Here is a 25,974-nt window from a genome sequence, read left to right as displayed (position 1 = left end):
CAGAATCGTGATTTAGTGTTATCCTTAACCGTTACGTGTGACATAAAGATTCGTTTTATGTAGAGATGTGCGTAGATGAAGGAGATAACATGACATTTCAGGAATTAAACATTATCCCTCCGATTTTGGAAGGATTGAAAAAAGCAAATTACAGTAAACCTACTCCGATTCAGGAGCAATCCATACCAGCCGTGCTTGCGGGCAGAGATTTACTTGGTTGTGCGCAGACGGGAACAGGTAAGACAGCAGCATTTTCGGTGCCCATTATCCAGTTACTGAGCCAAGGCAGCAAGCAGAAACAAGGGACTCCCGGTAAACAGTCAGATCCAAAAGCAAAATCCGTCCGTGCGATTCGCTCACTGATCTTGTCCCCAACAAGGGAGCTAGCCATTCAAATATCCGATAATGTTAAAATGTACAGCAGATACACCGACATTCGCTCCGTGGCGATTGTGGGGGGCGTATCTCAAAGAGTGCAGGAGCGCGCACTGCAACAGGGAGCAGACATTATCATTGCTACACCTGGACGTTTGATGGATCTGGTGAATCAGAAGCAGATTGATCTGAGCAAAGTGGAAATTCTTGTACTGGATGAAGCTGACCGCATGCTCGATATGGGTTTTATCCACGATGTGAAACGCATTATTGCCAAGATGCCAAACAAAAAACAGACTTTATTCTTCTCAGCAACCATGCCGCCAGAGATTGTGAAGATGGTGCAAACACTGCTGGTGAACCCCGTCAAAGTGGAGATTACCCCGGTATCTTCAACGGTAGATCGTATTCAACAGTCTGTATATTTGCTGGAGCAAGGCAAGAAGCAGAACATGTTAAATCATATTTTGCAGGATAAATCCATTGCTACTGCACTGGTATTCACTCGGACCAAACGCGGAGCTGATCGGGTTACGCGAGATTTGGCCAAAATAAACGTGACTGCGCAGGCCATTCACGGTAACAAGTCACAGAATGAACGGCAACGTGCGCTGAGCAATTTTAAAAGTGGTGCAACTCGTGTGCTGGTCGCAACCGACATTGCGGCGAGAGGTATCGATGTGGAAGAGTTGACTCATGTCATCAACTTCAATCTGCCGAACATCCCTGAAACTTATGTTCACCGCATTGGACGGACAGGCCGAGCTGGGAAAAGCGGGATGGCGATCTCGTTCTGTGAGAAGGATGAGCTTCCTTTCCTGAAAGATATCGAGAAAGTCATCAAGAAATCGATTCCCGAAGTGAAGGATCATCCTTACCCGATGACGAATACGCCCGTTTTTGCCCCAATGAATCAAACGAGTCAAGGTAAACGAACGAAACAAAGTTCCAGAACAGCTGATAGTAGATCTGGATTTAATCGCGCTGCTGCGGATAAACCGGGGAAATCCAAAACCAATCCGGCGCGTAAGCCAAAGTCCGAATGGTTTACCAAACGGGATAAAGCAGAGCATAGCCAAACTAACAGCCGTTCTTCCTATCAAGGTCAAGAGCGCCGGAACAAAACGCGCCGTGATAAGGTCAATTAACAGCCAACAGAACCAAGCCTTCTCCGATATATAGGAGAAGGTTTTCTTTGTGGATGGCTAGTAAACTTCATTTACAACCAAACATACATTCGATTAAAATGGAAGGTAAACGAGTTGAGTTTAGAGGAGGAAGTATTGTGACGGATGGCATCCTGGATTATTGTCTTGGCAAAAAAGGTGCTGTGAAGGAATTTCCATTCGGGCCTGAGGCGGCCGTAATTAAGGTAGCAGACAAAATGTTTGCACTTCTGTTTGAAGGCAATGGAGAGAATAGCCGTTTGAATCTGAAATGTGATCCGATGATTGCGGAGAACCTGAGAGAGCAGCATGAGGCTGTTATTCCCGGTTACCATATGAATAAAAAGCACTGGAATACCGTTAAACTTGATGGTTCCTTACCGAACGAGGACATTTATGCTATGATTGATCACTCCTATGACTTGATCGTGCAGAAGCTTCCAAAGAGGATTCAGGAGACACTGAGCGAATAGATTTAAATGAAGCTAGATGTGCTTGTAGCAGTTTTCGCTATACACAAAGATGATGAAGGAGTGGATGTGAATGGATCAACAGCAGCAGATCGCCATGGTTCAACAAATGCGTCAGCATAGCTCGGGAAATGATCAGAGTCTCCAACCAAGTCTTACATATGATGTTACTGTAAAAGAATACATGATTCCTACCTCCGCCGGAGAAACCCGGGTGCTGGTGTATGTGCCGAACCGAAAGAAGAACGAACAAGTCGTAACTTGGCCCGTGTTCTTTAACATGCATGGAGGCGGGTTTGTGCTGGGTCAGGCCGACGGAGACGACCCATGGTGCCGTTTGATTGCAGATCGTGCAGCATGTCTCGTCGTGAACATTGATTACAAGTTAGCACCTGAACATAAATTTCCCACTGCTGTCCATGAGTGCTATGACGTCGTGAAGTGGATGCATTCCAATGCAGATCAGTTCTCCGCTAATGCGGCTATGTTTGCTATTGGCGGCCATAGTGCGGGAGGTAATCTGGCTACATCGGTATGTTTGTTAAATAGGGAACGTGGGGACGAATTCCAAATTTTGCTCCAAATCATGGATTACGCTGTGCTGGATTTGGCTACAGATCCGGGGGAGAAACCTGATTTTCCGGAAGCTATTCCGGCCCATGTGGCTAGGACGTTTAATGCGATGTATTTAACGAAACCAGAGGATGCCGCGAACCCGTTTGCTTCTCCCGTGCTTGCCGAATCGCTCTCTAATTTGCCTGAGGCTTTGATTCTTACTGCAGAGAGAGATTCTTTAGCCCAGGAGGCACGTACATACGCAGCGAAGCTGGAAGCAGACGGTGTAAAGGTGACCCACAAAGAGTACGCAGGAGCAATACACGGTTTTACACATCATGGCGATATTGAAATGGCTGAAGATGCTTGGTACTTGATGAGTGACAAGTTGAGGGATGTTTTTAGCCGGGCAGAAGTTAACAAAGAACAATGATATTGAAGCCGCCTGCGAGCGGCTTTTTTTGTGTGAAAACAAGTTTCCTTCTTATGACCGTCAAAGTTCAAAAGATGAACTGGATTTATAATCCTTGTAGGCTAATATCTCTCACATTTATAATAGTCCTGAAAGTCTATTGATTACATTTAAGATAGGAGATTGGGATGAGAAAACTTCATTTTACAGCATCATTTCTAATTATGTTATTTTTGTTAATTTGTACTTTTCCGGGGAAAGCAGCTATGGCTAGTGGGGAAGGAGCTGGAGTAAAGCAAAAGATATATTTTCAATGGATGTATCATACTTACAAGCAAAACGAAACGAAAGAGCCTGTTATTCGAAAGACGATGGTAGATTATTCGACAGGTCTGTTTCGTCATGAAGATACGGTAATTGATTTTATAGACACATCAAAGGACTATTCTTTTACAGAAGCATATGGATCGAATACAAAGAGCCCTTGGATCAGGTACAGTACATTATACACGGCATCTAACCAGCAAATTTTGAAGTATGATAGTCGATCCAACAAGGTATCTGTAATCGGAAATGTAAGTAAATCTACGGGTACGATAGATGAAATTTATCCCGATGCGAACATGTATGTTGTCGAAAAAGGACCACGTGAGTATCTCGTATATTCGTTATCAACGAATAAGCTAATACATAGAACTAAAGAAAGACCTTCCGAACACACGAGTCTTTATGTAACAAATTTGTTATTTCATAATGATTTCGATCCAGAACCAACTAAAGGTTCGTTATATGTTACGCCAGGAAAAAATTACGTTTCTGGTCGAGGTTATGTGGACAATCCCGGTGAATATTCTTACGAGATCAGGCCAGATGGGAGCGAGCGCAGACTAGGTTCCTATAGAAAAAAAAACACGGATGATTACGTCTACAAGAAAATGTTAACTTCATCTACAATGTATAAGCAAACGAAGCAAAAAAGAATGTTCAAACACGAATTGATTATTAACGGCAAGGCACATACATTACTCGAATCCAATTCAGCTAAGGCGAATTACACATTCGGTGTTGCGCAGTTTAGTCCTAACGGGAAATATGTTGTACTCTGGGTTAACTATACGGAGAATGGCCGCCGCGTTCCTGGCAAGGAAGAATACCGTATATTTGACACCTCATCCGCGAAATTAATCCAAACGATCCCTATTAATACGACAGGTGGATCTTCTGCGATTGACTTCGGACTGGGTTGGGTGAATAATAATAATACGGATCACATTATGCAATCTGGATTGTTAAATAAAGGTGCATTACGAGTCATTGGCTCTAATCTGATGACACCTTCCAGAAGCGGAAATGTCATTAACGCTTCAAGTCAGAGAGAGTACTTTTATACATTTGACCTGGCCAATTATTTAACCATTAATGATCCTGTGCCAGTTAAATACAAAGGGGAATATATGCAATTCCAGGGTCAAGGAACATTCAGAGCGATGGACTCTACAATCTACACTCCTGTAGACGAATTAGTAAAATTAATTGATGGCAATGTAAATCGCAGTAAGGATGAGATCATCGTGAAATATCAAGACAAGTCCTTCACTCTAAATCCGGCTAAACAAATCATGTGGAAGAATCGGATCTATTATCCTTTGAGAGAAATCCTGACCGGGGTATCGTTAAAATTGCTGGTCGAATCCAATCCGCAAGCTGCTGAAGATTGGAAAGAATTAAAAATCGTTGATTGATCTAATGTGGAGATGAGGAAACATACAAGCAGCCAACGAGATATAATATAGAACAAAAATAGATATAACGCCTTCTAAGGATGAAAGCCGCCTGTAAGTAGCGGAAAGATTCATCCCTTAGGAGGTGTTTTTTTTCTATAAATTGTTGAAGTTCGTCAAACGGGGCTTCTGAGTAAGTAATCATCATAATAAAATATATAATCCGAGCAGAGAACACGTCGCCTGGAAATAGTGATGTCATGTTATGGCTTCAATACATTTTAGCACCAATTTTATGTGGATCAATATCATTTTGGGGATTACAACTTTTTCATAAAGGGTAAGAGGTGTTAATTGCAGGTAATCATAACCAAAATCAGGAGGTTCATATGAATCCAAATAACCCTTTGAGTGATATCGCCATTCTTGGCATGGGAACGGCTCTCCCTGTACACAAGGTAGCTCAGCCAGACATTGCGGAGCTTATCGCTTCTTCACTGGTTGATCGACCGGATTTGGCGAGGTTTGGCAAGCGCATTTTCAGATCCTGCGGTGTAGAGACACGGTATACCGTGGAACCGAGTTATCTTGGCATATTGGAAGAATGCCGTTATATCCCCTCAGGTGAACAGCCAGATATTCCAACGACACGGGAACGAATGGATACATACCAGCGGGAGGCGCTCCCTCTGGCGATCAGAGCAGCGGAAGAAGCGATGCAAGACGCGCAGATCTCTTCCGAAGCGATAACTCAAATGATAACGGTTAGCTGCACCGGGCAGTATCTGCCAGGACTTGATGTGCAATTGATTCAACACTTTGGACTTTCTGCTCGGGTGAACCGATTACCGCTCATTTTTCAGGGCTGCGCAGCAGGGTTAAAAGCAATCCAGATGGCTCGCGACGTCGTGCAGGGTGCTCCAGGTTCGGTGGTGTTGATCGTTTGCGTTGAATTGTGCACACTCCATTTCCAGCCGGTGCAGGATCGAGAGGCACTGTTTGCTGCATCGTTCTTTGGAGACGCTGCTTCTGCATCTATCGTAGGTACGCCTGAAGCGAAGCACAGAGACTACCTGGGTCTGGGAACTGGCTATTCGGTGTTGCTACCCGATTCGACGGAGGACATGACTTGGAAAGTGGCCGATTATGGTTATGATTTGCATCTGTCGCCCCGTATTCCGAAATTGCTTGGCAACCATTTGCAAGAAGAATTGGGTCTTTTGCTGCAAAGTGAACATCTTCCCGAACTATGGGCAATACATCCGGGCGGACGAGGAATCGTAGATTCTGTTCAGGAAGTTATGAATTTGAAGTCAGAACAGACAAAGTATAGTCGGGATGTTTTGAGAGATTACGGCAACTTGTCTTCGAATACCATCTTGTTTGTGATGCAAGCGATGCGCATGGATATGAAAAATCAGGAGCAGTCGTCTACGGAAGGCGTAGCCATGGCTTTTGGGCCAGGACTTACTGCAGAATTAATGAAATTCACGTATGTTCCGGCGCTAACATCGGTCATGGAGGAGCAGGATCATGTCCTTCTTTAGAAGATTGAGCAGCCGTGCCAAGGAAGACGAATTGATGGATGACTTTTCGATGGGTGGAGAAGAATTGCGTGAAGCGCTGCGACATCTGCGGCGGTTGAACAAAATATTTGCTGCGCCTGGTCCCACCGTGTCCGGTGTGGAGAAGTTATGGAAATCCATAGGTAAGCCGGATACGTTAACCCTTCTGGACGTTGGTGCGGGTTCAGGTGATGTGAATCAGAAGCTATTACATTGGGCGAAAAAACAAGGGGTAGATATGCAAATTACGCTAGTGGATCTGACCGAAGAGGCTTGTGAAGAAGCAAGACAGTTGTTCCAGAGCGAGCCTCGTGTTCGAGTACAGCGTGCCGATCTAAAAGCGTTGCCTGATGCTTCAGCCGATATTGTGACAGGCTCACAGTTTATTCACCATTTTGAAGGAGAACAGCTTGTGGGCATGGTCAGTCATATGCTTCGTGCTTCGAGATATGGTGTGGTTATTAATGATATTCACCGTCATCCGGTGTCTTACAAAGCGGTATGGATTACAACCAGACTTATCTCACGTAACCGTTATATTCGTCATGACGGGCCGTTGTCGGTAGCCAAGGGATTTACAGATCAGGATTGGCAGGAACTCAAACATCGATTGAAGCACGAGACAATGACCTATGAGTGGCAACCGTTATTCCGGTATTCTGTGGTGATTCCTCAAAAGGGGGGTGTACTAACGTGACGAGATCAACGGATGTGATTATTGTTGGAGCTGGCATTGCGGGCAGTAGCTGTGCGATTGAACTGGCCAGGCAAGGTCATCGAACGATGTTGCTGGATCGGCAACAGTTCCCAAGGCATAAAACATGTGGAGAGTTCATGTCACCTGAAACGAGGGAGATGCTGGAGCACCTTGGCATTCATCTTTTGAAGCAGGATAAGAGCCCCAGCAGAATGGATCATGCCCGAATTACGATGCCGGATGGTGGAGAGATTGAAGCACCTTTGCCTGGATTCGCCTATGGAATAAGCCGATATGAGCTGGATCAACTACTGCATCAGCAGGCTTATGCCGCAGGGGCCGAAATTTTAACTAAAGTGAATATTACCTCGATCCGGAAGCTTGAGAATCAGAGCTATGAAGTCGAAGTAAAGCAGGGCAATGAGCAGAGATGTTATCAAGCCAAGGCAGTTATCGGGGCACACGGCAGCAAAAAGCTGAGAGGATCAAGCAGCGAAAAAGGAGTTCGAGACGAGACCATATACGTCGGTGTCAAATCTCATTACAGAGGTATTAACATACCGGCGAGAGTAGAATTATATTTTTGTGATGGTGGTTATGTGGGTATATCTCCGATTGAAAACGACACGGTTAATGTTGCAGCGCTGTTAACGCTTGATTCCGTACAAGGGAGCGGCAAGTCCGTAACAGAGATTTTGCAGGCAGCCGCGATGACGAATTCAAATCTGGTAGCTCGTTTAGCAGCAGGGGAGGCCATTCAGGGAACCCAAGTGTCTGTTGCGCCTTTACAACTGTCTAATGTCCCGGAACCATGGGGCGATTATCCGCATATTGGGGATACAATGATGGTCATTCCCCCCCTGTGCGGAGACGGAATGTCCATTGCCCTTCGCTCTTCGATCTTGTGCGCGCGTTGCACAGATGCATATCTCAAGGATCAAATAGACTATACCACGTGGCAAAGCGAGTATACGCTCGAAGCGAATCGGGAGTTCGCACCGTTGCTTCGAAGAGCCAGAATGATTCAGAATCTGGCTTTTGCGAAAACCAACCGCTTTTATCCAGCTCTCGCTCGAATGTTTCCCTGGCTTGCGACCTACGTTGTGAAAGCGACGAGACTGTCTGAGATGAAGTAAGATAAGATAAGGGCTGCCAGCGGCAGCTTTTTGCTGTTTTAAGCCTACATATCATGATTTTCTAATCGGGTTCTATTTCTTGTATTATATTTTAAATTTTATATGTGAATACTTTTAGTGAATGTACTCTAATTTTGATATGGAAGGATGATTTAGTTGATCGATCATCTTAATATTTTGGTTCGAAGTATATCTGCTTTTCTACTCTTACTCCTCATTACGAGAATGCTTGGCAAACAGACATTATCTAATATGAACTTTCATGATTTCGTCACCGCTGTAATTATGGGAGCGATTGCTGCAAATTTAGCATTTAATGAAAAAATGGAGGTGATACATCTCTTAATTTCGCTTGTTGTTTTCACCGGGACTTCTTATTTATTGTCTAAATGGAATTTAAAGAGTAGAAAAATGCGTTTGCTAGCGGAAGGTTCACCGACGGTATTAATAGAGGGTGGCAAAGTTCTTGAGGATAATTTAGCCAAGAGTAAAATGACGCTGGATTCTCTTAACCAAGCACTTAGACAAAAAGAGGTTTTTGATATCAATGAAGTCGAATACGCTTTACTTGAGGTCAACGGTCAAATTTCAGTCATGAAAAAAAAGCAATTCAGAACGATAACAATGCAAGATATAAATCAAAAAAAAGATACAAAAGAACGTTTACCCATTGAAATGATTATGGATGGCCAGTTGTTGAAAGAAAATATAAATCTAAATGATGTATCTGAGGATCAGTTATTGAAACAACTCAAGTCTAATGAAAAACAGGTTAGCGATGTTTTTTATGCTGTTATAGGGAGCAATGGCAAACTATATATCGACTATTATAAAGATCAATTACAACATCCAGTTGACGTAGAGTAGATAGTTTAACCAGAAATATAATAACCATTTTAATAATGATTTTAATTAGAAAATGATACGCTTTGAAATCGTCTCTTTGGCAAAATGAAAAATGCTCGTATAATAGAGTCTAATGTATCATTAGAGCTAGAACTCAGATCGATTAGATGCCGAGAGGATGTTATTGAAGATGAATTATACCTTTTCCAACCGGATTGCATCTTTGCAACCATCAATTATTCGTGAAATTTTAAAAGCTTCTTCAGGTCAAAATGTAATTCCATTCTCAGCGGGCAACCCTGCGCCAGAAACGTTTCCGATTGAAGCGATTCGTACATTCACCCAGTCGATTCTTGAAGAAGACCCGATTACCGCGTTGCAATATGGCATCACGGAAGGATATGTACCGCTTCGCGAGGCGCTCCAGCAACACCTCGAGCAGAATTTCAACACAGGTAAGCCGTCCGACCAACTCTTTATCGTGTCCGGGGCCCAACAAGGGATTGAGCTTGCGTGTAAAGTGCTGTGTAATGAAGGCGATACGATTATCTGTGAAAGTCCCAGCTTTATCGGTTCACTGAATTCCTTCCGTGCTTCCGGTGCGAAGCTGGCAGGGGTTCCGATGGAGATGGACGGTATGGACATTGATAAACTTGAGCATGCACTGCAAACCGAGGCGAATGTAAAGATGATCTATGTCATTCCTAGTTTCCAAAATCCTACAGGCGTAACCACCAGTCTGGAGAAGCGCCAAGCGATCTATGCACTGGCTAAGAAGTACGGTGTTATGATTCTGGAGGATAATCCATACGGAGAGCTTCGATTTAATGGTGAGGACGTACCGACGATTAAGTCCATGGACGAAGATGGCTTGGTCATCTATGTCGGGTCATTCTCCAAAATTTTGTCGGCCGGACTGCGAGTTGGCTTTGTACAGGCTCCGCATGAAGTCGTGGAGAAGATGGTTGTAGCCAAGCAGGGGGAAGACGTACATACAGCGATGCTTCCGCAGATTCTGGCTCATCGTTTTATGACGGAGTATGATTATGCCGGGCATATCAGTCACATTCGCGAAGTTTACCTCCGAAAGGCGACACTGATGATGGACAAACTGCAAGAGCATCTAGGCGATGCTGTGAGCTACACTCGTCCAGATGGCGGACTATTCCTATGGTGCGATCTGCCTGCTCATGTACCGATGGTGGATTATGCGAAAACAGCGGCCGCGCAAGGTGTAGCCGTAGTACCAGGAAATGCCTTCCTCGTGAATGAGCAAGACCCTTGCAATGCGATTCGACTTAATTTCTCAACACCATCCGATGAACAAATTGCTAAAGGTGTCGAGATTCTTGGACAAGTGTTAAGGAACTCGTTTTCGTAAAACCATTGAATGATCATACAAAAAGCCGCCCTCGGGCGGCTTTTTGTGTGATCATTTTAGCCAGTAATTATCGTTGACAGAAATGATTTGGATATATATATTGTATTTACCGACTATATAGTCGGTAAATACAATAAGAGATGGGTGTGTATCATGGAAAGGAATTATGGCCTTCAACCGCCGATACCATCAAGTTTAAAATCCGCAGCATGCCTCGTACTTATTTTGATTATTTGGCAGGGCGGTACTTTATTATGGTTCAATCTACTGAATACTCTGATTCCTGCTACTCGTTCTGGATTACCCCAATTGATCACACTATATTTGTCTTTTTCTTTCCTGATTCTCGGCGTCTACATGATCACCAGGTATTTCTTTAAAATCCCTTTTAGAACATTTTTTTCTTGAAGGTAGAAGGCCTGATTTCCGCAAGTTTGCTATTTATTTTGCATGGTACTTCACTGCGCTTATCCTGTATTTACTTGTCGATATCGCTCTGCATCCTCAAGCTTTTGCGTTTAATTTCGATCCCCTTCCGTGGTTAGGTGTACTCATCGTTACTGCTCCTTTGATTTTGTTTCAAAGTGCTGCTGAAGAGATTTTGTTTAGAGGTTATATGTACCGTATGTTCAGATCATTAAGAGGCGGTGCATTCTGGTCTATCTTTGTCACTTCCCTGATCTTTGCTCTGCTCCATGGGTTTAACCCCGAAATGCTGCATTACGGGATTTTTGGACCCCTGTATTATATGCTGGCAGCGCTCTTTTTGGGAATCGTAGCTTACCATACGAATGGTCTGGCTGCTCCCATCGGTATTCATTTTGCCACGAACATGTTTAATACATCCATCTGGGGATATGGAACGTCGACTTTGGAAAACATGGGTCTGCAAAATATTGTATACCGCCACACATTAGATATGCCATTTGCATTGTTTGGGATTTTTGTTATCGTTATCTCATATGGTGCTTTTCAATTTTTCAAGCATAAAATGAACCGTTCATAAGGTTTCGGGAGGAAACTCATGACCAGAAGAAGATTGCCAGCAGAGGAAGCTAAAACGATTATTTTAAACCATGCCAAACTGTTATTTATTGAAAAAGGTTATGATCGAGCTACTATGGATGACTTGTGTGCATTGACACAGATGAGCAAAGGAAACCTATACCATCACTTTAAAAATAAAGAGGTACTATTTCTCCAACTGCTTACTCAGCATACCGAACAAATGTCTCAAAAATGGCTTCGTTTGATGGAGCAATCTTCGTCTCCCAGCGAACAGTTACTTGAAATGGCTGATTTATTCGGAAGAGACTGTGAAAGTCCATTAATCCAGGCACTTGAAGAGTATTCTAGAACACTTTCTAGCGAATCCGAGTCATTGACTACATTAAAGGAAATCACAGAAGTAGCTTATGCTGCAATTAGGCAGGTGTTGCAGACGGGGATTAATCAAGGCATTTTTATTAATGAAGACATCGAAACATTGAGCTTTGGGGTCATGTCAACCTTGGCTGGAGCAACTCAACTCTGCTTAACTAAGCCAAATCTAAGCGGGGATGAATATGCGGCTCTGCATGTCAAAGCGGTTAACTTGCTTCTAAAAGGAATTGCTACAGGCTGACCAGAGAGTCGTCTCTTTTCGGTTGTTTGTAGGATACAAACATTCCACTGTCGAGACGACTCTTTTTCTATATTTTTGTAGATAACCAACAAGAAACGATATCGGTAATTCTCCGTTATTATGACATTACATAACCAGCCTCGCCTTTCAATTATCCACCAGCGCACTCAACTCCGCTCGAAATACGTTCTGACCCTTTTGGTTAAAAGTACTGAGCAAGACCGTCACCGTGCCATTCCCAGTTCGTCTCGGACGAAGTTCGGTGACTTCAGCCATAACGCGAAGTTCATCCCCTGGATAGACAGGTTTCAAAAATTGAATGTGGTTCATACCTGTTCCAGCGATAATATGCTCACCATACACGCCAACATCGATCCACAGCCGGAACGTGACGTTCAGGGTCTGCATGCCGGATGCAATCAGACCTCCGAAGCGTCCTTTTTTCGCTTTGTCCTCATCCAGATGCATATATTGCGGGTCGTAAAGTTCGGCAAAACGAAGGATGTCCTCCTTCGTTAAGAGAACCGACCCGGTTTCATAACGCTGTCCTATTTTAAAATCGCTGAATTTCATGTCTGACCACTCCGATTTCATTGGATTTCCTTAGCCTATATTAACATGCTTATAGTCAATTTCACTAACCGTTGAGATCTGCGAATTTGGATGTTTGGTCCTATTTTAGATAGAATATGAGAAACGGGGAAGTACATTCAGGCATAAGCATAGAAACATGAGACAGATGTGTATGGAAAAAAGAGGAGGCAAATGGCATGGGCGTACCTACTTTTCTGGAAACAGGTCACATGGCCGACGGTTTTCCCATTCGGTTAATTTATACAGGAGCAGAATTCAATTATGCCGCACATTGGCATGATGAAGTTGAACTTGTCGTTGTGAATGGAAATCATGCGCGAATTGGTGTAAATGAGCAAATGTTCGAACTGAACCAAGGAGATATGATTCTGATCAAGCCGGGGGATGTGCATTATTTTATGCCAGGCACCGGACGGCTGACGATTCTGTTGTTTCGGCTTGAATTGTTAACCGGGAGCTTCACGAGTGAAGCGGAGATGCAGGAGCTGGGGACACTTTTTAATCAAACGTCCATCATTCCGTGCAGCAGTCAGTTCAACCCCAGTCCTTATATTGATGCAATTGCAACGGAGATAAAAAATCAGAAACCCGGTTACCGCTGGCTTATGGTATCTCGGTTATATGATCTGATCGTCCTGCTACTGCGTACTGCGCCACCGGCTCCACATAAGGATACGCCATCATGCTGGCCTTGTGTGTCTTCCAAGAAGTTCGAGTTTCTCGAATCCGTATGCGAGTATCTGGAAGAGCACTATGCCGAACCGATTAAGCTGGAACAGGTGGCGGAACATATGAAGTTCAGTAAATTCCATATCTGCAAACTATTCAAAGAAATCAAAGGGATCACGCTAATGGAATATTTAAATCATTTTCGCATTATTAAGTCGGAGTGGGCGCTTTTGTTTCGTCAGGAATCCATTTTGGAGATTGCGATCAGTCATGGATTCAACAATGTGAATTCTTATAATCGTCTGTTTAAAAAATATAATAACTGCACGCCGTCCGAATTTCGCAAACGTCATCGTTCCAATATCACAAAATATCAAGGATGATTGACAATATTTGTGGAGAAAGCTACCGCTCAAATTCTTATACTCAAATAAATTGTAAGCGTTTCCTTTTTAGGGAGGGTACTTTATGAAGAGATGGTTTAAGCGGTTAGTTGTACCAGTCACGCTGCTTGCAAGTTCAGTACTATTGCTCGCGGGTTGTCAGACAGGTGCATCAAATCCAGCGAAGCAACAGGAGATTACGGTCTGGAGTTTTACGGATGAAGCAGACTATGCCATTGAGAAATTCGAAGAGAAGTATCCAGATATCAAAGTGAATTTCGTTAATATTCCAGGCAACTTTTACCTGACCAAGCTCAAATCAGCACTTCAGACCAGTTCCAAAGCACCCGACGTGTTTATGATTGAGAATGGAAATATTCGGGAACTCATTGATGTACCCTATTTGGAAAACTTGTCAGCTGCACCATACAACGCAAACGAGTTAATTAAGGAGCAGTACCCTTTTGTGCAGGCTAATGAGCAGGATAGTGAGGGAAACGTCAGGGCTATTGGATATCAAGGGACGCCTGGTGGCATCTATTATCGCCGTGATCTGGCGAAAGAATATCTGGGTACCGACGATCCAGATAAAGTCAGCGCTCAGATTGATACATGGGAGAAGATTTTTGCTATCGGAGAAAAAGTGAAAGAACAAAGTGGCAACAAGGTACATGCACTTGCGAACTGGAATGGCATAGCCAATTCATATGATGGAATTCCTTGGGTGAAGGACGGGAAGCTGGTTATTGATCCAACTTATATGAAAGTGCTTGATCTGGTGCGTGAGGCACGGGAACGGCATGTACTTGCTGAGTACGAGGATGGAAGCGCAGGTTATGCAGCCTCGATGCAAAAAGGAGAAGTGATGTTCTACCCGGCAGCGACTTGGGGACTTCAGTTTACGTTTAAAGCCAATGCACCCGATACCGAAGGCTTATGGGGGCTGGCACACGGGCCTTCGTCCTTCAGTTCAGGAGGGACTTACATTGCGATGTATAACAAGAGTGACCAGAAGGATGCCGCCTGGAAATTCATTCAATTTTACAACTTTGACCATGAATTTTTGAAGGGGCTTGCCAAAGAGCAGGATTACTTTACGAGTAACATGGTCGTGAATGACCAGCTTGCGGAATCGCTCACCTCGGCCTATCTGGGTGGACAAAAACATTTTGAATTTTTCTCGGAGGCCGCCAAGCAGGTTCCGGTGTATGAGCGAACCAAATATGACGGCATTATCAACACGGATATCTATCGAAATCTGCTGCAGCTGTATCTGAACGGTGATATCCAGACCAAGGAGGACGTGGTCAAACGCATTAAGCGTGATGTACGCTTAAGGTTCCCGGAATTAGAGGTAGAGTAAGTTTACTACTCCAGAACCTACGAAGTTAACTAAGTGTTTACACAAACAACGTAGAGGACAGAAGAAAGCTGGAAAAGCGAAGCGGTTGCCTAAAAGCTTTCTGCAAGAAAGCTACTTCGAAAGCATTCGCTTATCACCGAATTTTCCCCTTTTAAAAAGGGAATCAGAAAATCCGGGGATAACAGCGATTGGAAGACTCTTCTGTCATCGAAGTGCTTGTGTAACCATCGTAGTTCGCTTTAGGTCAATTAATGATTGGGGGACAGCGTATGTTTGCCAAAACAATTCGCAAAGACCATTACGGGTACTACTTTATTGCTCCTTTTTTTATCGTGTTTGCCATTTTTGGGCTGTATCCGATTCTGTACTCGCTATATATCAGTTTCACGAACTTCGACGGAATCACCACGCCTGAGTTCGTCGGAATCGGTAACTATGTCGCCGTGCTTCAGGACCCGCTTTTCTACAAAACGTTATTTAATACGCTCTTTATATGGGGGGTGTCGGTAGTACCGCAATTGACGGTATCCCTCGTGCTGGCATTTATTTTAAACGATAAGCTGTTAAAGGGTCGGGATATTTTCCGGGCCGTATACTTTTTCCCCAACATCGTCACCGCGGCTTCGCTCGGTTTGCTTGTCAGTCTGATTTTTGATTGGCAGTCAGGCGGACTGAATCATTTCCTCATGCAGGTAGGTTTAATACAAGATCCGATCAATTGGAAAAATGACCCTTGGTTTATGCGATTAATTGTCTCATCGATCCTGTTCTTTCAATATTTCGGCTACTCGATGGTCATCTATCTGGCCGGTCTGCAGGGGATTGACCCGGCATTGCAGGAAGCCGCCCAGATTGATGGAGCCAAGAAAAAACATATCTTCATGCATATCATCGTGCCGATGCTTAAACCGATTATTTTATTCCAGATCATTACATCGATCATTGGCGGCATTCAGATTTTCGATCAGCCGTTTACCTTGACGAATGGTAATGGCGGTCCGGACCGCGCGGCAATGACCAGCATTATGTACCTCTATAATGTGGCGTTCCAGAGTACACGTTTTGGTTATGGAGCTGCCATTGCATTTTGTCTGTTCGTCATTATCATTCTGTTATCGGTTGCATCCTTCATCATGACCAAACGGAAGAGCCGTTCATAGGGAGGGAGAGATTGTATGCAAACTGCTAAGGTTGCCGCGCAGCGAGAGGCCGTAGTTCAGCATCATGCGCTTCGTCAGCGGCTGACATTGGGGAAAATCCTCATTTATCTGTTTCTGATCGCCCTCGCTGTCTTGTGTGTGATTCCGTTTTACCTGATGCTGATCTATTCTACACATAACAATGCGTCGATTGCTTCGAGTTTTACGTTTCTTCCGGGTACGTTTCTGATAGACAATTATGTGAATATGGCTTCTAAAATTAACATCTGGCGTGGCTTCGCCAACAGTTTTTTTATCGCTGGCAGCTCCACCGTACTGTCCCTGTATATCGGTGCTTTAACGGCCTACGGCTTTGCCAAGTTTAATTTTAAAGGCCGTACCGGATTGTTCTTGTTTCTGCTCGCCACGATGATGGTTCCGGGTCAACTGGCGCTAATTGGGGTATACCGGCTGTTCAGTACGCTTGGCCTGCTGGACAGTTATGCAGCGATTATTCTACCTGCGGCGGCGAATGCCTTTAACGTATTTTTCATCAAACAGTTTATGGAGAGCAGTATTCCCGATGAGATCATTGAATCATCCCGCGTGGACGGTGCGAATGAGTTCAGAACATTTAATCAGATTGTGCTGCCCATCCTTGGGCCAGCGATCTCGGCTCTGGGGATTTTCACCTTTATCGGGTCATGGAATAACTTCCTGACACCACTCGTACTCTTTTTCTCCCTTGATAAGTATCCGCTGCCTGTGTTGGTGGCTCTAGTTCAGGGCTACTACGGTATGGATTACGGATTGTTGTATCTGGGAGTAGCAATTTCCATTTTGCCGATTATTGTTGTGTTCGCCGTATTTTCCAAGCAGATTATCGGAAGTGTCGCTTTGGGTGCTGTTAAAGGATAGTTACATGAACAATCTTCACAGTGTAAGTTAATGTTAGTTTAGAAGAGAGTCGCTCGCGGAGCGGCTCTTTTCGTCGTTTCCACTGCATATTTCTGGTGAAGGAAGCAAATGATATCTTTTACTGAGAATACTTGGACTTATCGGTGGAAAGGGGGTGGAGCCCATGAGTCAAAACAGCCAAAATACAAATTCTAACTCAAGCACAAACTCAAACACGAATACGAACTCAAGTACAAATACCGAATCAAGCACAAATAATAATACAGACACCAATTCAAACTCAAGCACCGCAGAACAACAGGATTCGAAGCAAGATACAGATCAGTCAACCGAGCAAAATATGAAACAGGATACAAAAGAAGAACAGAAAGAACAAGAACAAGAACAAGAACAAGAACAAGAACAAGATCAGCAAGAAAAAGAAAAAGAAAACGGCGAAAAATCAACACAGAATACCGATCAAAACGCGGAGAAAAATACGGATCAGGATTCAAACGAGAACGAGAAGAAGAAAGAGAAGAAAGAGAAAAAAGGCAAGGATCAATCGGATCAAGAAGGACAATCGGATCAAGAACAAGAAGAAACGCGTCAGGACTTGCCCTTAACAGGGGATCTGGCCATTGATGAAGAGACATTGCGCGCCGTATTTACGGACTGTTCCGATGTGATTTTTCATTCATTCGAAACCGCGGGCTTCACCTCGGCATTATGTGTATATTGTGTGGGTTTATGTGATACTGAGCGGCTTGAGCGTCAGGTGTTAGCCCCTGTTCAGGAGATTGGTTTGGAGTCTGCACAGGTTCCTCTATCTTCCGTAAAAACCGTGGAAACGTCCAAACAGGCCGCAGAAGCGATATTGGAAGGAGAAGCACTTCTACTTCTGGAAGGCTCCAATGTGGCAACAACGTATCCGCTCTATAAAGCCGCTAATCGTTCGACGGAGGAACCACTAGCTGAATCTACGGTTCGTGGTGCAAGGGATGGCTTCACCGAATCGCTCACAATGAATCTTTCTTTGGTTCGTAAACGGCTCAAAACACCTGCACTAAAATTCCGAACACGCACCGTTGGTGAAAGCTCCAATACCAGCATTGCACTTGCGTACGTGGAGGGTATTATAGATGCCTCTTTGGTGAAAGAGGTAGAGCAGCGACTTGATCGGTTAAGAGTCCGCGACATTCTGGAAAGTCAGTATATTGAAGAAGATATCATCGATCAGCGATTCTCACCTTTTCCTCAAATGATTGCTACTGAACGTCCGGACGTTGTGGCCTCCAATCTGATGGAAGGGCGGTTTGCGATACTGGTGGACGGAACACCGTTCACACTGGTGGCTCCTGTAACGCTGTTTTCGATGCTTCAGTCACCTGAAGATTATTATCAATATGTGTTTATGAGCGTATTTCTCCGCTGGCTGCGATACGTATTTTATGTTCTGTCACTGCTGCTGCCCTCGGCTTATGTCGCGATCACGACCTATCACCAAGAGATGATTCCTACAGTATTACTACTCAGTATCGCTAGAGCGAGAGAGGAAATTCCGTTTCCCGCACTTGTAGAGGCACTTATTATGGAAATTGCCTTTGAAGCACTCCGGGAAGCTGGTGTTCGCCTGCCCAAACAGGTAGGTTCCGCGGTCAGCATCGTCGGCGCGCTCATTATTGGACAGGCTGCAACCACGGCTGGCATCGTCTCCGCTCCGATGATTATCATCGTTGCGATCACAGGGATTGCATCCTTTATGATTCCACGCTACTCCGCTAGCATTTCGACACGATTGCTTCGTTTTCCCATTATGCTTTTGGCTGGAACGCTGGGTTTAATCGGGGTTATGTTGGGTATCATTTTGATCGTCATTCATTTGAGCAGTCTTCGCTCATTTGGGGCACCGTATCTGTCTCCAGTTGCACCGACGAATGCCAAAGGGTTGAAGGATTTGTGGTGGCGTCCAGCACCTTGGAACAAGCCACGATAGGAATTAAATTGCGCTTAATGATTTAGAAGAGGGGCGGGAAGAGTCATGTTAACTGACCAAGGAAGAATATCTGAGACACAGCTGGCTTTCATGATCTTCCCAGCTGTTATAGCCACTGCGATCTTGTCTGTACCTGGAATCACAATGCATTATGCCGGACATGATATGTGGTTATCTCCCATTATTGGGTCGGTTATAGGACTTGCAGCGATTGGTGTTTCACTTGGCCTTGCGCGGATGTATCCCGGAAAATCCCTCATTCAATCGAGTGTACTCGTAGCCGGTCTCATTCCAGGCAAGCTTGTGGGACTTATTTATATTTTGTTCATGCCTCATCTAACCGGGCTGATTATAAGGGAATATGGCGAGTTTATTGCTAATAATGCACTTCCACGCACACCGATGTTTGTAATCATGGGCACCATGATGCTCGTTTGTGCGATTAATGTCAGACTTGGTATTGAAGTGGTTGGCAGGACAGCACAGGTTTTTGTGACACTGGTCATGGCTATGCTGGGTCTTGTTTTTGTACTGCTCATTGGGGAATTGCATCCGTCTGAATTGTTTCCTTTTATGGAAAATGGGCCAATGCCTGCCGTCAAAGGAGCGCTCGCTCCTGCCGCCTGGTTTAGTGAATATATCGTGATTGCCTTTCTCCTGCCGTATGTAAATCGCCAAAAAAGAACCGCTCATGTGATGCTCGGATCTTTATTTACAACAACAATAGTAATGACTGTTATTAATGTGGTATGTCTCTTTTTAACTGGAGATTTGACAGACACGTTTGTTTTCCCGGTGATGATTGCTGCCCGGTACATTACGATTGCAGACTTTTTACAACACATTGAATCCCTTATTATTGCCGTGTGGATCTTTGGCATGTTTGTGAAGGTTTCCGTGTTCCTGTATATATCTGTTACGTCGACAGCGGAATGGTTTGGTCTGAAGGATTACAAACCGCTAGTGAGCCCGCTCTCCCTTCTCTGTATGATTTTTTCGTTTTGGGTAGCTTCCAGCAGTTCCGGGTTATCCAGTTTGGTGAGTCCTTCAGCCAATTTGTATACGATCGCCGTTTTGCTGGTTCTTCCGGGGTTGACTTACGGGATAGCTTGGGTGAAAAAGGGGTGGGCTTATGTGCGAAAAAAACGTACGGATGCCTAAACCCATCAAAAAAAGAATGATCCCAGTATGCAAGGCGTGGCTTCTTGTTTGTGTATGCTGCACATTACTCACGGGATGCTGGGATCGGATTGAGATTAATGATCTCGCCATTGTGCTGGCAACCGGAGTGGATTACAAAAATGATCAGATCGAACTGACATCACAGATATTTATTCCCCGCAAAGCCGGGGGAGGAGACAGTACGGGCAGTGGAGGCAGCCCAAGCGGGGTAACACTAACTCGATCGGCTGAAGGCCATACCATTGCAGAGGCTCTGAATCGCTTGCAACGGAAAGTGCCGAGAAATATGTTCTGGGGACACTGCGAAGTAATTGTGATTAGCGAAGACGCAGGAAAAAAAGGCATACGCGAATTCATTGATTTTTTCCTTCGATACCCCCAGATCAGGGAACATGCTTACGTGTTTTCGACACCTGACCCTGCCAAAAACATTCTTGCCTTGCTGGACCCATTGGAACGAAGCTCTGCCGAATCCTTGCGTGAGATGGCCAATATGAAACTGGGTACACGGATAACCGTTTTGGAACTCGCTCAATCGATCGAAGGCCCTAACCAATCTGTCATTTTGTCCCGTATGTTGACTCTTCCACCTGACGAGGGGCAGGATAAATTAACAACGACACCATATATCAAAGGACTAAGTCTATATAAGGGCGATACGTTTAATCGGAGTGTACAGGAGCCGTTAACCGTCGGCATTTTAATGCTCGCTAATGAATTAAACAACATTATCATGCCTGTAAATGTAGAGCCGGAGAGAGGTTCTTTTTCGATCCAGCCGCTAGAAGTGAAGACGATTTTGAAGCCGAATATTTCAGGTTCTCAGTGGAGTATGCAGGTGGATGTGCAGACACGGGGAGAAGTCTTGCTAAATACAACAGATGGGAATCTTACAGATCCTGCTGTACTGAAAAAGCTGGAGGAAACCTGGGCATCTCAACTGAAAGAAATGGCAGAATCGGCACTCCGGTTATCCCAGCGAGAGATGCGAACGGATCTGTTTAAGTTCGCGGTGGAGTTTCGCAGATATTATCCGAAACAGTGGAAGGAGCAGGAGAAGAGATGGGAGCAGATCTACTCCGAGCTGGATGTAGATCTCCAGATACATGCGCAGGTTGTACGTACAGGTAAATCTGCCGGGCCTCAGGGAATCCCGGATGAGCAGGGGAGATGAGCGTTTAACCGTGGCAGTAACAGCATTGCTCATAGGGATACAAGATATGATAGACAGAAGGTGATAAGTCATGAAGATTGCTTCAATGCTAGGTATTCTGTTGTTAGCCGGAACGATCATCTATGTGGAATGGAAACGTAGCGAAGAAAAAAAAGTCCGGATGATCACAGCAGGAATCAGCGCTGTCAGTGCGGTTATTGGCACGATCCTGTTATTTGATCCCCGGTTGCCGGGACCGGGTTTGATCATTAAGCTGCTGTTTGGCAGTATAGATAAGGTCATGAAATGAAAAGAGGATTTACGGATTGAATCCATAAGATTAGAACAAACATAAGTTAGAGAAGCACATATAAGAGCATCAGTAAAAATGAGTACACAAAAAAGCACGCTCCTTGACTGACTGCACAAGGAACGTGCTTTTTCTTGCTTCTTTTGAAGCAGATCCTTAAGTTCAATATAGCTATAAGAAGATGGCTTTATTATTCCTTGATTACTGATGCTTGCACAGCAGATTGCATATCTGCGCTGTACGTGCGGAATAAGCCGAGTCGCCAGAAGGCTGCACCCTTCAGATCGTATCGCTTGGCAAGTCCAAGTTTGTCCCCGACAGATGCAGGTGTCTCACTATTGATACTGATGCCAAGCAAAAGCTTTTCTTTGGGCACTCCTGCCTTGAGTGCAAGTACAATAGCCTGATTAACCAGGCTGTTCGGCTCTGCAACTTGGGCTTTGGTTCCTGCAGGATTATATTGGTAAGCCATAATGATAAGGTCATCTGCCAGCGTAGCCAGTGTTTTGTAATCATACCCTTTGTATGCGCTATTGAGCGGAGGAATAGCCAGAGAGAGGGCAATCTCTTGAGGCAGCGATTCCCTCAGTTGTTTCACGTACTGATTCAGCAATTGTTGTTGCTCTACAGCGTCCAGCTTGAAGCCGAGTCCTTCAAAATCAAGCACAACTCCACCAAAACCATACTCCTGAATGGCTGCTTGAATGCCTTCGATAGACTTTTGCCTTAAACTGCTGTCACTCAGAACTTTAGTTAGCTCGCCATTTCCATCCAGGGCATACACCATCAAACTGGGCTGGATTTGTTGACTGGCCGCGTCAGCCACAATGGATTTAGGGGTTACTTCACCAGCGGCAGCAGGAACCTGATATTCTTTCCCTTCCAGCGTAAACGTACCATCCCGGTCAATGCGGCTCCAGCCAAAAGCAACCGAGTTCATAGAAGGTAACAGATCTATCTCGTGGTAGGCTTTTACGGCATAGAAGGCTCGGAGATGCATTTCACGTTGCGGTGAAGTCATAGAAACTGTTCGTGTCGTCTGATCCCAGCCTGTGCGGACGCCGAACTGGCTGCTGAAGGAACTTAGAGGAATGAGGACACGGCCTTCGTGTTGCAAAGGTGGAGCAGCAAGGTTCACTTTAGTGCCATTTACAGTGGCGGTCTTCCTGCCCACCTGAAGTACGACTTTCGTCGTTTTCCCTTTGGATGTATTCACCGCAGTTACGGTCTGTGTTTTGTTGTTCCAGTTAATATCGATGCCGAGAGCTTCTCCGACTGTACGGAAAGGCACATAGGTTACCCCTTTATCAATTCGAGGTGCTGCATCGAACGTTAAGGGCGCATGATCCAATTGAACAGAAATCGCAGGGGCTGCTTGGAGTTTATGGGATTGAGTTGCAGGTATACTGCCTATCATGGATATTACCATGACGGCTGCCACAGCGATTTTTCCAGTACGTTGCATGAACATAAAAAGGTGTACCTCCAGGCGTTGTGGTTTTTGAATAAGTCTACCAAACTAATGAAATTCGGCAAATCTATCATAACAAAATTTTCATATTGTTCCAATACGAGAAAACATAGAGTCTGCATAACACAAGCTTAGTGGAAAGTATAGTGGAGTATATGGTGTTAAAGGAGTGTGACTCTTTGCCGAACTCTACAGGGTTCATCTACAATCCGGCTTCAGGCCCGACACAGTCTACGCAGATTATCGTTACTTGCATTAACGACTCACTTAATGCTCCTGTTAATGTTGAACTGGAAGTTTTCAGATGGGACACGGCACAACAAGCACGTGTTCCTATTGGTCATGATTTAGTTGAAATTTTGCCGCAAGCCACAAGGACCTTCATTTATCCGTTGATTAATGCTGCTTTTTTTGAAGTGCAAAGTGATTTTTTCAGTGCAACGAGTACCATTATTCATGTCTATGGCGTTGATTCTACGGGTCAGATTATACAGCGCGTCCTTCAATCTGAAATGACGTTAATTGACCGATTTACTAATATCCCTTAGAAAAAGAGGTGATAAGAATGGCCGTTGTGAATATTACCGGGGCTTTAGGAGGGAACCAGTTCGAACCTTCCATTGCGGTTAACACATTGAATCCCAATATTATGTGTGTCGTTGCTGTCGATACAAGCACGGGGCCGACGCTTACGGGGTTTTATCGCTCCATCGATGGTGGAACGACCTGGTCCACAACCGTACTTACACAACCCGCAGGCTATTCAGGGGCGGAAGCACCGACCATCGACTATACGTTTCCGAGCACGTTTATCGTCACAGTACATTTATTTAACGGAATCAATGACGGAACGATTGTAAGTTATACTTCCTTTGATGATGGGGCTACGTTTCAGCCTCCAGTCATTGTGCAACTGGGATTTGGAACCATCGTGCATAATGATGAACCTTTCATTGCTGTAGATCGCTCTCCTGGCAGTCCATATCGAGGCCATGCGTATGTAGGTTATACACCGCTTGCAACAACTTCTTCTGCTATTTTTACTCAAAGATCTGTTGATCAAGGACTCTCGTGGGAACCGCCAGATCGACAATCGAGTCCTCGTGGAATTCATGACCGGGCAGCTTTGGCCGTTGGTTTCTCCGGCGAAGTCTATGCAGGTTATATCATTACAGGCCCAGCCAGCCCTTCGGCATTGCTACGCATATCGTATGATGGCGGAATCAATTATCAACCGCCTATAGAACGGCAGTCAACGTTTATTTCTTCCGTTGTGCCATCGCCATCGCCTCTGCCTGTGCCCAACTATAATTTTCGAGTGCAAACCAATCTCAGTTTGGCAGCTGACATATCCATTGGACCGAACAGCGGCACCGTGTATGCTGTATGGAATGACGCTCGCGCGGGGTATACCGATGTTTTGCTATGTGAATCTCCAGATGGGCTGCTTTGGTCAGATCCGATAAGCATTACTAGCGCACCGCCAGGTACGCAGAACTTTTTTCCGGCCATCACCGTTTCTCCATTCGCGGGAACGATTCGGGTAATCTATTACAGCAATCGAATTGACGGGTTTCTACTGGACGTATTCGTTGCAGAGTCCTTTGATGGCGGAGCAAGCTTCAGTAATCGCCGCCTAACAACGACCTCATTTAATCCGAATGGTGTCTCTCCAGTGCCAACCGTTCTAATCGGCGACTATATTACAGCAGCTACATATGCTCCGGATAATCTGGCTGCCGTGTGGATGGCAACTACACCCCCGACTGGCAAGCTGGATGTTTATTTCGGAAATTAATCTTATGTATAATCGTCCCATACCTGTTTTCTACAATGCATATGCAGATTACAGGGATGGGGCGTTAGGCATTACATACGAGACCGTAATCGAAAACATTAATCAGAAACGATAAATCCGTCGAAGCTTTCGGGACCTACCCGGACTGTGCCAAGTAGATTGGTGCTGATAAAAGCAGTATACGTTATTTGTGGAGTTACAGGCGGGTTATAGTCATTTGCAGAAAACATGATGACCTCGGGCACAAGCAATCCGTTCAAACCAAACGTGTGATTCGCTGAATATATGAGAGGATCCGTTGCAACCGTACCACGTACAATTGTGATTCGGACTTGGAAAAGAGCGAGTGGAAGCTGAACTGTAATCGTTCCTTTCAGAGAAACTCTGGGATTAGGGCCTGCCCCTGCAGTCAGTAACCCGATCTGTGCAAATAATGTAGGGGTATTAATGACGGGAATAGGAATGGCAATGGAATTAAATGTAGCTGCATTCAACGATACCCTTGCATCAAGTAGTTGGGTCATATGATATTCCTCCTTCGCATTCAGATAGAATACTATATTCAATGAGGTCACATTCGCATGGACGAGCGCTTAGGACTAGCCAAATTAGGAAAGTTACATGGACTATTAAAGCGCTTTTGAACGTATGTTTTGACACATCAAGAACGAAATGAGAAAATACGTTTCTATGATATAAAGTAAAAATAAATAATTTGAAGTTGGAGGCATAACGAGATGAACCAGCGTTTTAAAATAACGAGATCGATGCAGGAAAACAATTCGGAACAACATATTTCTGTGGAGGAATGCAAAGCATATTTTGCTACCAAGCCGGAGTTTACCTACTCCACAGTGCTTAATATCGTCGGGGCGGAGAGTACGATGACCATTGAAGGTGACTTTTTTATGTGGGAACATGAAGGACAACAATACCCATTCCGATTGTATATGGGGGAGTTGTACGTTGCTATTTCGAACGAAGCCATCGTTCCGGTTATGATGGAAGCGGCGTCGCAACTGCATGCGGATATTGTAGAGGGATAGTTGTCTAGTGCTCCGAGGCAGTATG

General features: G+C 44.7%; 25 protein-coding genes. 22 read left to right on the top strand and 3 right to left on the bottom strand.

All coding sequences use genetic code 11. The annotated features are described in order from the left end of the window. The first annotated feature begins 89 nt into the window (after positions 1 to 89). From EC604_RS07585 to EC604_RS07535, 11 genes are all read left to right on the top strand, one after another. Entirely contained in the window at positions 90 to 1,523 is a 1,434-nt protein-coding gene (locus EC604_RS07585) for a DEAD/DEAH box helicase (protein ID WP_123063576.1), read from the top strand. 137 nt (positions 1,524 to 1,660) lie between these two features. Further along, the gene (locus EC604_RS07580; RefSeq protein WP_123063575.1) at positions 1,661 to 2,014 is read left to right on the top strand and encodes an MmcQ/YjbR family DNA-binding protein; all 354 of its coding nucleotides are present in this window, start codon (positions 1,661 to 1,663) and stop codon (positions 2,012 to 2,014) included. 70 nt (positions 2,015 to 2,084) lie between these two features. Then, complete coding sequence (locus tag EC604_RS07575) at positions 2,085 to 2,999, top strand: alpha/beta hydrolase (RefSeq protein ID WP_123063574.1); 915 nt, start codon at positions 2,085 to 2,087, stop codon at positions 2,997 to 2,999. A 296-nt stretch (positions 3,000 to 3,295) separates the two neighbouring features. Then, complete coding sequence (locus EC604_RS07570; RefSeq protein ID WP_161556879.1) at positions 3,296 to 4,720, top strand: hypothetical protein; 1,425 nt, start codon at positions 3,296 to 3,298, stop codon at positions 4,718 to 4,720. 368 nt (positions 4,721 to 5,088) lie between these two features. Continuing rightward, positions 5,089 to 6,246 (top strand): type III polyketide synthase, encoded by a 1,158-nt coding sequence (locus EC604_RS07565; protein WP_123063572.1) that lies wholly within the window; start codon positions 5,089 to 5,091, stop codon positions 6,244 to 6,246. Continuing rightward, positions 6,233 to 6,961, top strand: a complete 729-nt coding sequence (locus tag EC604_RS07560) for an SAM-dependent methyltransferase (protein WP_123063571.1) — start codon at positions 6,233 to 6,235, stop codon at positions 6,959 to 6,961. Before EC604_RS07565 ends, EC604_RS07560 begins: the two co-directional genes overlap by 14 nt. After that, on the top strand, positions 6,958 to 8,097 hold the full coding sequence (locus EC604_RS07555) for an NAD(P)/FAD-dependent oxidoreductase (protein WP_123063570.1): 1,140 nt from the start codon (positions 6,958 to 6,960) through the stop codon (positions 8,095 to 8,097). The genes EC604_RS07560 and EC604_RS07555 overlap by 4 nt, the downstream gene beginning before the upstream one ends. A gap of 156 nt (positions 8,098 to 8,253) precedes the next feature. After that, a complete protein-coding gene (locus tag EC604_RS07550) occupies positions 8,254 to 8,964 on the top strand; it encodes a DUF421 domain-containing protein (RefSeq protein ID WP_123063569.1) in 711 nt (236 codons plus the stop codon). A 169-nt stretch (positions 8,965 to 9,133) separates the two neighbouring features. Next, entirely contained in the window at positions 9,134 to 10,324 is a 1,191-nt protein-coding gene (locus EC604_RS07545) for a PLP-dependent aminotransferase family protein (RefSeq protein WP_123063568.1), read from the top strand. Positions 10,325 to 10,892: 568 nt separating this feature from the next. Next, on the top strand, positions 10,893 to 11,330 hold the full coding sequence (locus tag EC604_RS30425) for a CPBP family intramembrane glutamic endopeptidase (protein WP_345789258.1): 438 nt from the start codon (positions 10,893 to 10,895) through the stop codon (positions 11,328 to 11,330). A gap of 18 nt (positions 11,331 to 11,348) precedes the next feature. After that, on the top strand, positions 11,349 to 11,948 hold the full coding sequence (locus EC604_RS07535; RefSeq protein WP_123063567.1) for a TetR/AcrR family transcriptional regulator: 600 nt from the start codon (positions 11,349 to 11,351) through the stop codon (positions 11,946 to 11,948). Between the two features lie 147 nt (positions 11,949 to 12,095). Here EC604_RS07535 and EC604_RS07530 read toward each other — a convergent pair whose 3' ends face one another. Beyond that, positions 12,096 to 12,521: a MaoC family dehydratase gene (locus tag EC604_RS07530; protein WP_123063566.1), complete on the bottom strand. Its 426-nt coding sequence runs from the start codon at positions 12,519 to 12,521 to the stop codon at positions 12,096 to 12,098. Positions 12,522 to 12,718: 197 nt separating this feature from the next. Here EC604_RS07530 and EC604_RS07525 point away from each other — a divergent pair, with 197 nt between their 5' ends. The 8 genes from EC604_RS07525 (at position 12,719) to EC604_RS07490 (ending at position 21,634) form a co-directional block, all read left to right on the top strand. Further along, positions 12,719 to 13,594, top strand: coding sequence for an AraC family transcriptional regulator (locus EC604_RS07525; RefSeq protein WP_123063565.1), 876 nt, complete (start codon positions 12,719 to 12,721; stop codon positions 13,592 to 13,594). A gap of 85 nt (positions 13,595 to 13,679) precedes the next feature. Next, positions 13,680 to 14,957, top strand: a complete 1,278-nt coding sequence (locus tag EC604_RS07520; RefSeq protein ID WP_123063564.1) for an ABC transporter substrate-binding protein — start codon at positions 13,680 to 13,682, stop codon at positions 14,955 to 14,957. Positions 14,958 to 15,226: 269 nt separating this feature from the next. Continuing rightward, a complete protein-coding gene (locus EC604_RS07515; protein WP_123063563.1) occupies positions 15,227 to 16,117 on the top strand; it encodes a carbohydrate ABC transporter permease in 891 nt (296 codons plus the stop codon). A gap of 15 nt (positions 16,118 to 16,132) precedes the next feature. Next, positions 16,133 to 17,014 carry a carbohydrate ABC transporter permease gene (locus EC604_RS07510; RefSeq protein WP_123063562.1) on the top strand — a complete coding sequence of 294 codons (882 nt, stop codon included), beginning with the start codon at positions 16,133 to 16,135 and terminating at the stop codon, positions 17,012 to 17,014. Positions 17,015 to 17,177: 163 nt separating this feature from the next. Next, positions 17,178 to 18,989 carry a spore germination protein gene (locus EC604_RS07505; protein ID WP_240036708.1) on the top strand — a complete coding sequence of 604 codons (1,812 nt, stop codon included), beginning with the start codon at positions 17,178 to 17,180 and terminating at the stop codon, positions 18,987 to 18,989. Between the two features lie 45 nt (positions 18,990 to 19,034). Continuing rightward, positions 19,035 to 20,150: a GerAB/ArcD/ProY family transporter gene (locus tag EC604_RS07500; RefSeq protein ID WP_123063561.1), complete on the top strand. Its 1,116-nt coding sequence runs from the start codon at positions 19,035 to 19,037 to the stop codon at positions 20,148 to 20,150. Beyond that, positions 20,143 to 21,345, top strand: coding sequence for a Ger(x)C family spore germination protein (locus tag EC604_RS07495; protein WP_161556878.1), 1,203 nt, complete (start codon positions 20,143 to 20,145; stop codon positions 21,343 to 21,345). The genes EC604_RS07500 and EC604_RS07495 overlap by 8 nt, the downstream gene beginning before the upstream one ends. Positions 21,346 to 21,415: 70 nt before the next feature. After that, positions 21,416 to 21,634 (top strand): hypothetical protein, encoded by a 219-nt coding sequence (locus EC604_RS07490; RefSeq protein WP_123063559.1) that lies wholly within the window; start codon positions 21,416 to 21,418, stop codon positions 21,632 to 21,634. 190 nt (positions 21,635 to 21,824) lie between these two features. Here EC604_RS07490 and EC604_RS07485 read toward each other — a convergent pair whose 3' ends face one another. After that, complete coding sequence (locus tag EC604_RS07485) at positions 21,825 to 23,105, bottom strand: stalk domain-containing protein (protein WP_123063558.1); 1,281 nt, start codon at positions 23,103 to 23,105, stop codon at positions 21,825 to 21,827. Positions 23,106 to 23,284: 179 nt separating this feature from the next. On the opposite strand from EC604_RS07485, the gene EC604_RS07480 reads away from it, so the two are divergent. Together EC604_RS07480 and EC604_RS07475 are read left to right on the top strand one after the other, a co-directional pair. Continuing rightward, positions 23,285 to 23,653 carry a hypothetical protein gene (locus EC604_RS07480; protein ID WP_123063557.1) on the top strand — a complete coding sequence of 123 codons (369 nt, stop codon included), beginning with the start codon at positions 23,285 to 23,287 and terminating at the stop codon, positions 23,651 to 23,653. 17 nt (positions 23,654 to 23,670) lie between these two features. Continuing rightward, a complete protein-coding gene (locus tag EC604_RS07475; protein WP_123063556.1) occupies positions 23,671 to 24,903 on the top strand; it encodes an exo-alpha-sialidase in 1,233 nt (410 codons plus the stop codon). Between the two features lie 98 nt (positions 24,904 to 25,001). On the opposite strand, the gene EC604_RS07470 is transcribed toward EC604_RS07475, so the two are convergent. After that, on the bottom strand, positions 25,002 to 25,427 hold the full coding sequence (locus EC604_RS07470; RefSeq protein WP_123063555.1) for a hypothetical protein: 426 nt from the start codon (positions 25,425 to 25,427) through the stop codon (positions 25,002 to 25,004). A gap of 213 nt (positions 25,428 to 25,640) precedes the next feature. Here EC604_RS07470 and EC604_RS07465 point away from each other — a divergent pair, with 213 nt between their 5' ends. After that, on the top strand, positions 25,641 to 25,949 hold the full coding sequence (locus EC604_RS07465; protein WP_123063554.1) for a hypothetical protein: 309 nt from the start codon (positions 25,641 to 25,643) through the stop codon (positions 25,947 to 25,949). Positions 25,950 to 25,974 lie beyond the last annotated feature (25 nt).

Origin of the sequence: Paenibacillus amylolyticus, assembly GCF_003719335.1 — a bacterium.
GTDB lineage: Bacteria > Bacillota > Bacilli > Paenibacillales > Paenibacillaceae > Paenibacillus > Paenibacillus amylolyticus_D.
This window is presented reverse-complemented; position numbering and strand designations above follow the sequence as displayed.

Coding starts and splice junctions, on each gene's coding strand:
- EC604_RS07585 (WP_123063576.1), top strand. CDS start 90: ATGACATTTCAGGAATTAAACATTATCCCTCCGATTTTGGAAGGATTG.
- EC604_RS07575 (WP_123063574.1), top strand. CDS start 2,085: ATGGATCAACAGCAGCAGATCGCCATGGTTCAACAAATGCGTCAGCAT.
- EC604_RS07570 (WP_161556879.1), top strand. CDS start 3,296: ATGTATCATACTTACAAGCAAAACGAAACGAAAGAGCCTGTTATTCGA.
- EC604_RS07565 (WP_123063572.1), top strand. CDS start 5,089: ATGAATCCAAATAACCCTTTGAGTGATATCGCCATTCTTGGCATGGGA.
- EC604_RS07560 (WP_123063571.1), top strand. CDS start 6,233: ATGTCCTTCTTTAGAAGATTGAGCAGCCGTGCCAAGGAAGACGAATTG.
- EC604_RS07545 (WP_123063568.1), top strand. CDS start 9,134: ATGAATTATACCTTTTCCAACCGGATTGCATCTTTGCAACCATCAATT.
- EC604_RS07535 (WP_123063567.1), top strand. CDS start 11,349: ATGACCAGAAGAAGATTGCCAGCAGAGGAAGCTAAAACGATTATTTTA.
- EC604_RS07530 (WP_123063566.1), bottom strand. CDS start 12,521: ATGAAATTCAGCGATTTTAAAATAGGACAGCGTTATGAAACCGGGTCG.
- EC604_RS07525 (WP_123063565.1), top strand. CDS start 12,719: ATGGGCGTACCTACTTTTCTGGAAACAGGTCACATGGCCGACGGTTTT.
- EC604_RS07520 (WP_123063564.1), top strand. CDS start 13,680: ATGAAGAGATGGTTTAAGCGGTTAGTTGTACCAGTCACGCTGCTTGCA.
- EC604_RS07515 (WP_123063563.1), top strand. CDS start 15,227: ATGTTTGCCAAAACAATTCGCAAAGACCATTACGGGTACTACTTTATT.
- EC604_RS07510 (WP_123063562.1), top strand. CDS start 16,133: ATGCAAACTGCTAAGGTTGCCGCGCAGCGAGAGGCCGTAGTTCAGCAT.
- EC604_RS07505 (WP_240036708.1), top strand. CDS start 17,178: ATGAGTCAAAACAGCCAAAATACAAATTCTAACTCAAGCACAAACTCA.
- EC604_RS07500 (WP_123063561.1), top strand. CDS start 19,035: ATGTTAACTGACCAAGGAAGAATATCTGAGACACAGCTGGCTTTCATG.
- EC604_RS07495 (WP_161556878.1), top strand. CDS start 20,143: ATGCCTAAACCCATCAAAAAAAGAATGATCCCAGTATGCAAGGCGTGG.
- EC604_RS07490 (WP_123063559.1), top strand. CDS start 21,416: ATGAAGATTGCTTCAATGCTAGGTATTCTGTTGTTAGCCGGAACGATC.
- EC604_RS07485 (WP_123063558.1), bottom strand. CDS start 23,105: ATGTTCATGCAACGTACTGGAAAAATCGCTGTGGCAGCCGTCATGGTA.
- EC604_RS07475 (WP_123063556.1), top strand. CDS start 23,671: ATGGCCGTTGTGAATATTACCGGGGCTTTAGGAGGGAACCAGTTCGAA.
- EC604_RS07470 (WP_123063555.1), bottom strand. CDS start 25,427: ATGACCCAACTACTTGATGCAAGGGTATCGTTGAATGCAGCTACATTT.
- EC604_RS07465 (WP_123063554.1), top strand. CDS start 25,641: ATGAACCAGCGTTTTAAAATAACGAGATCGATGCAGGAAAACAATTCG.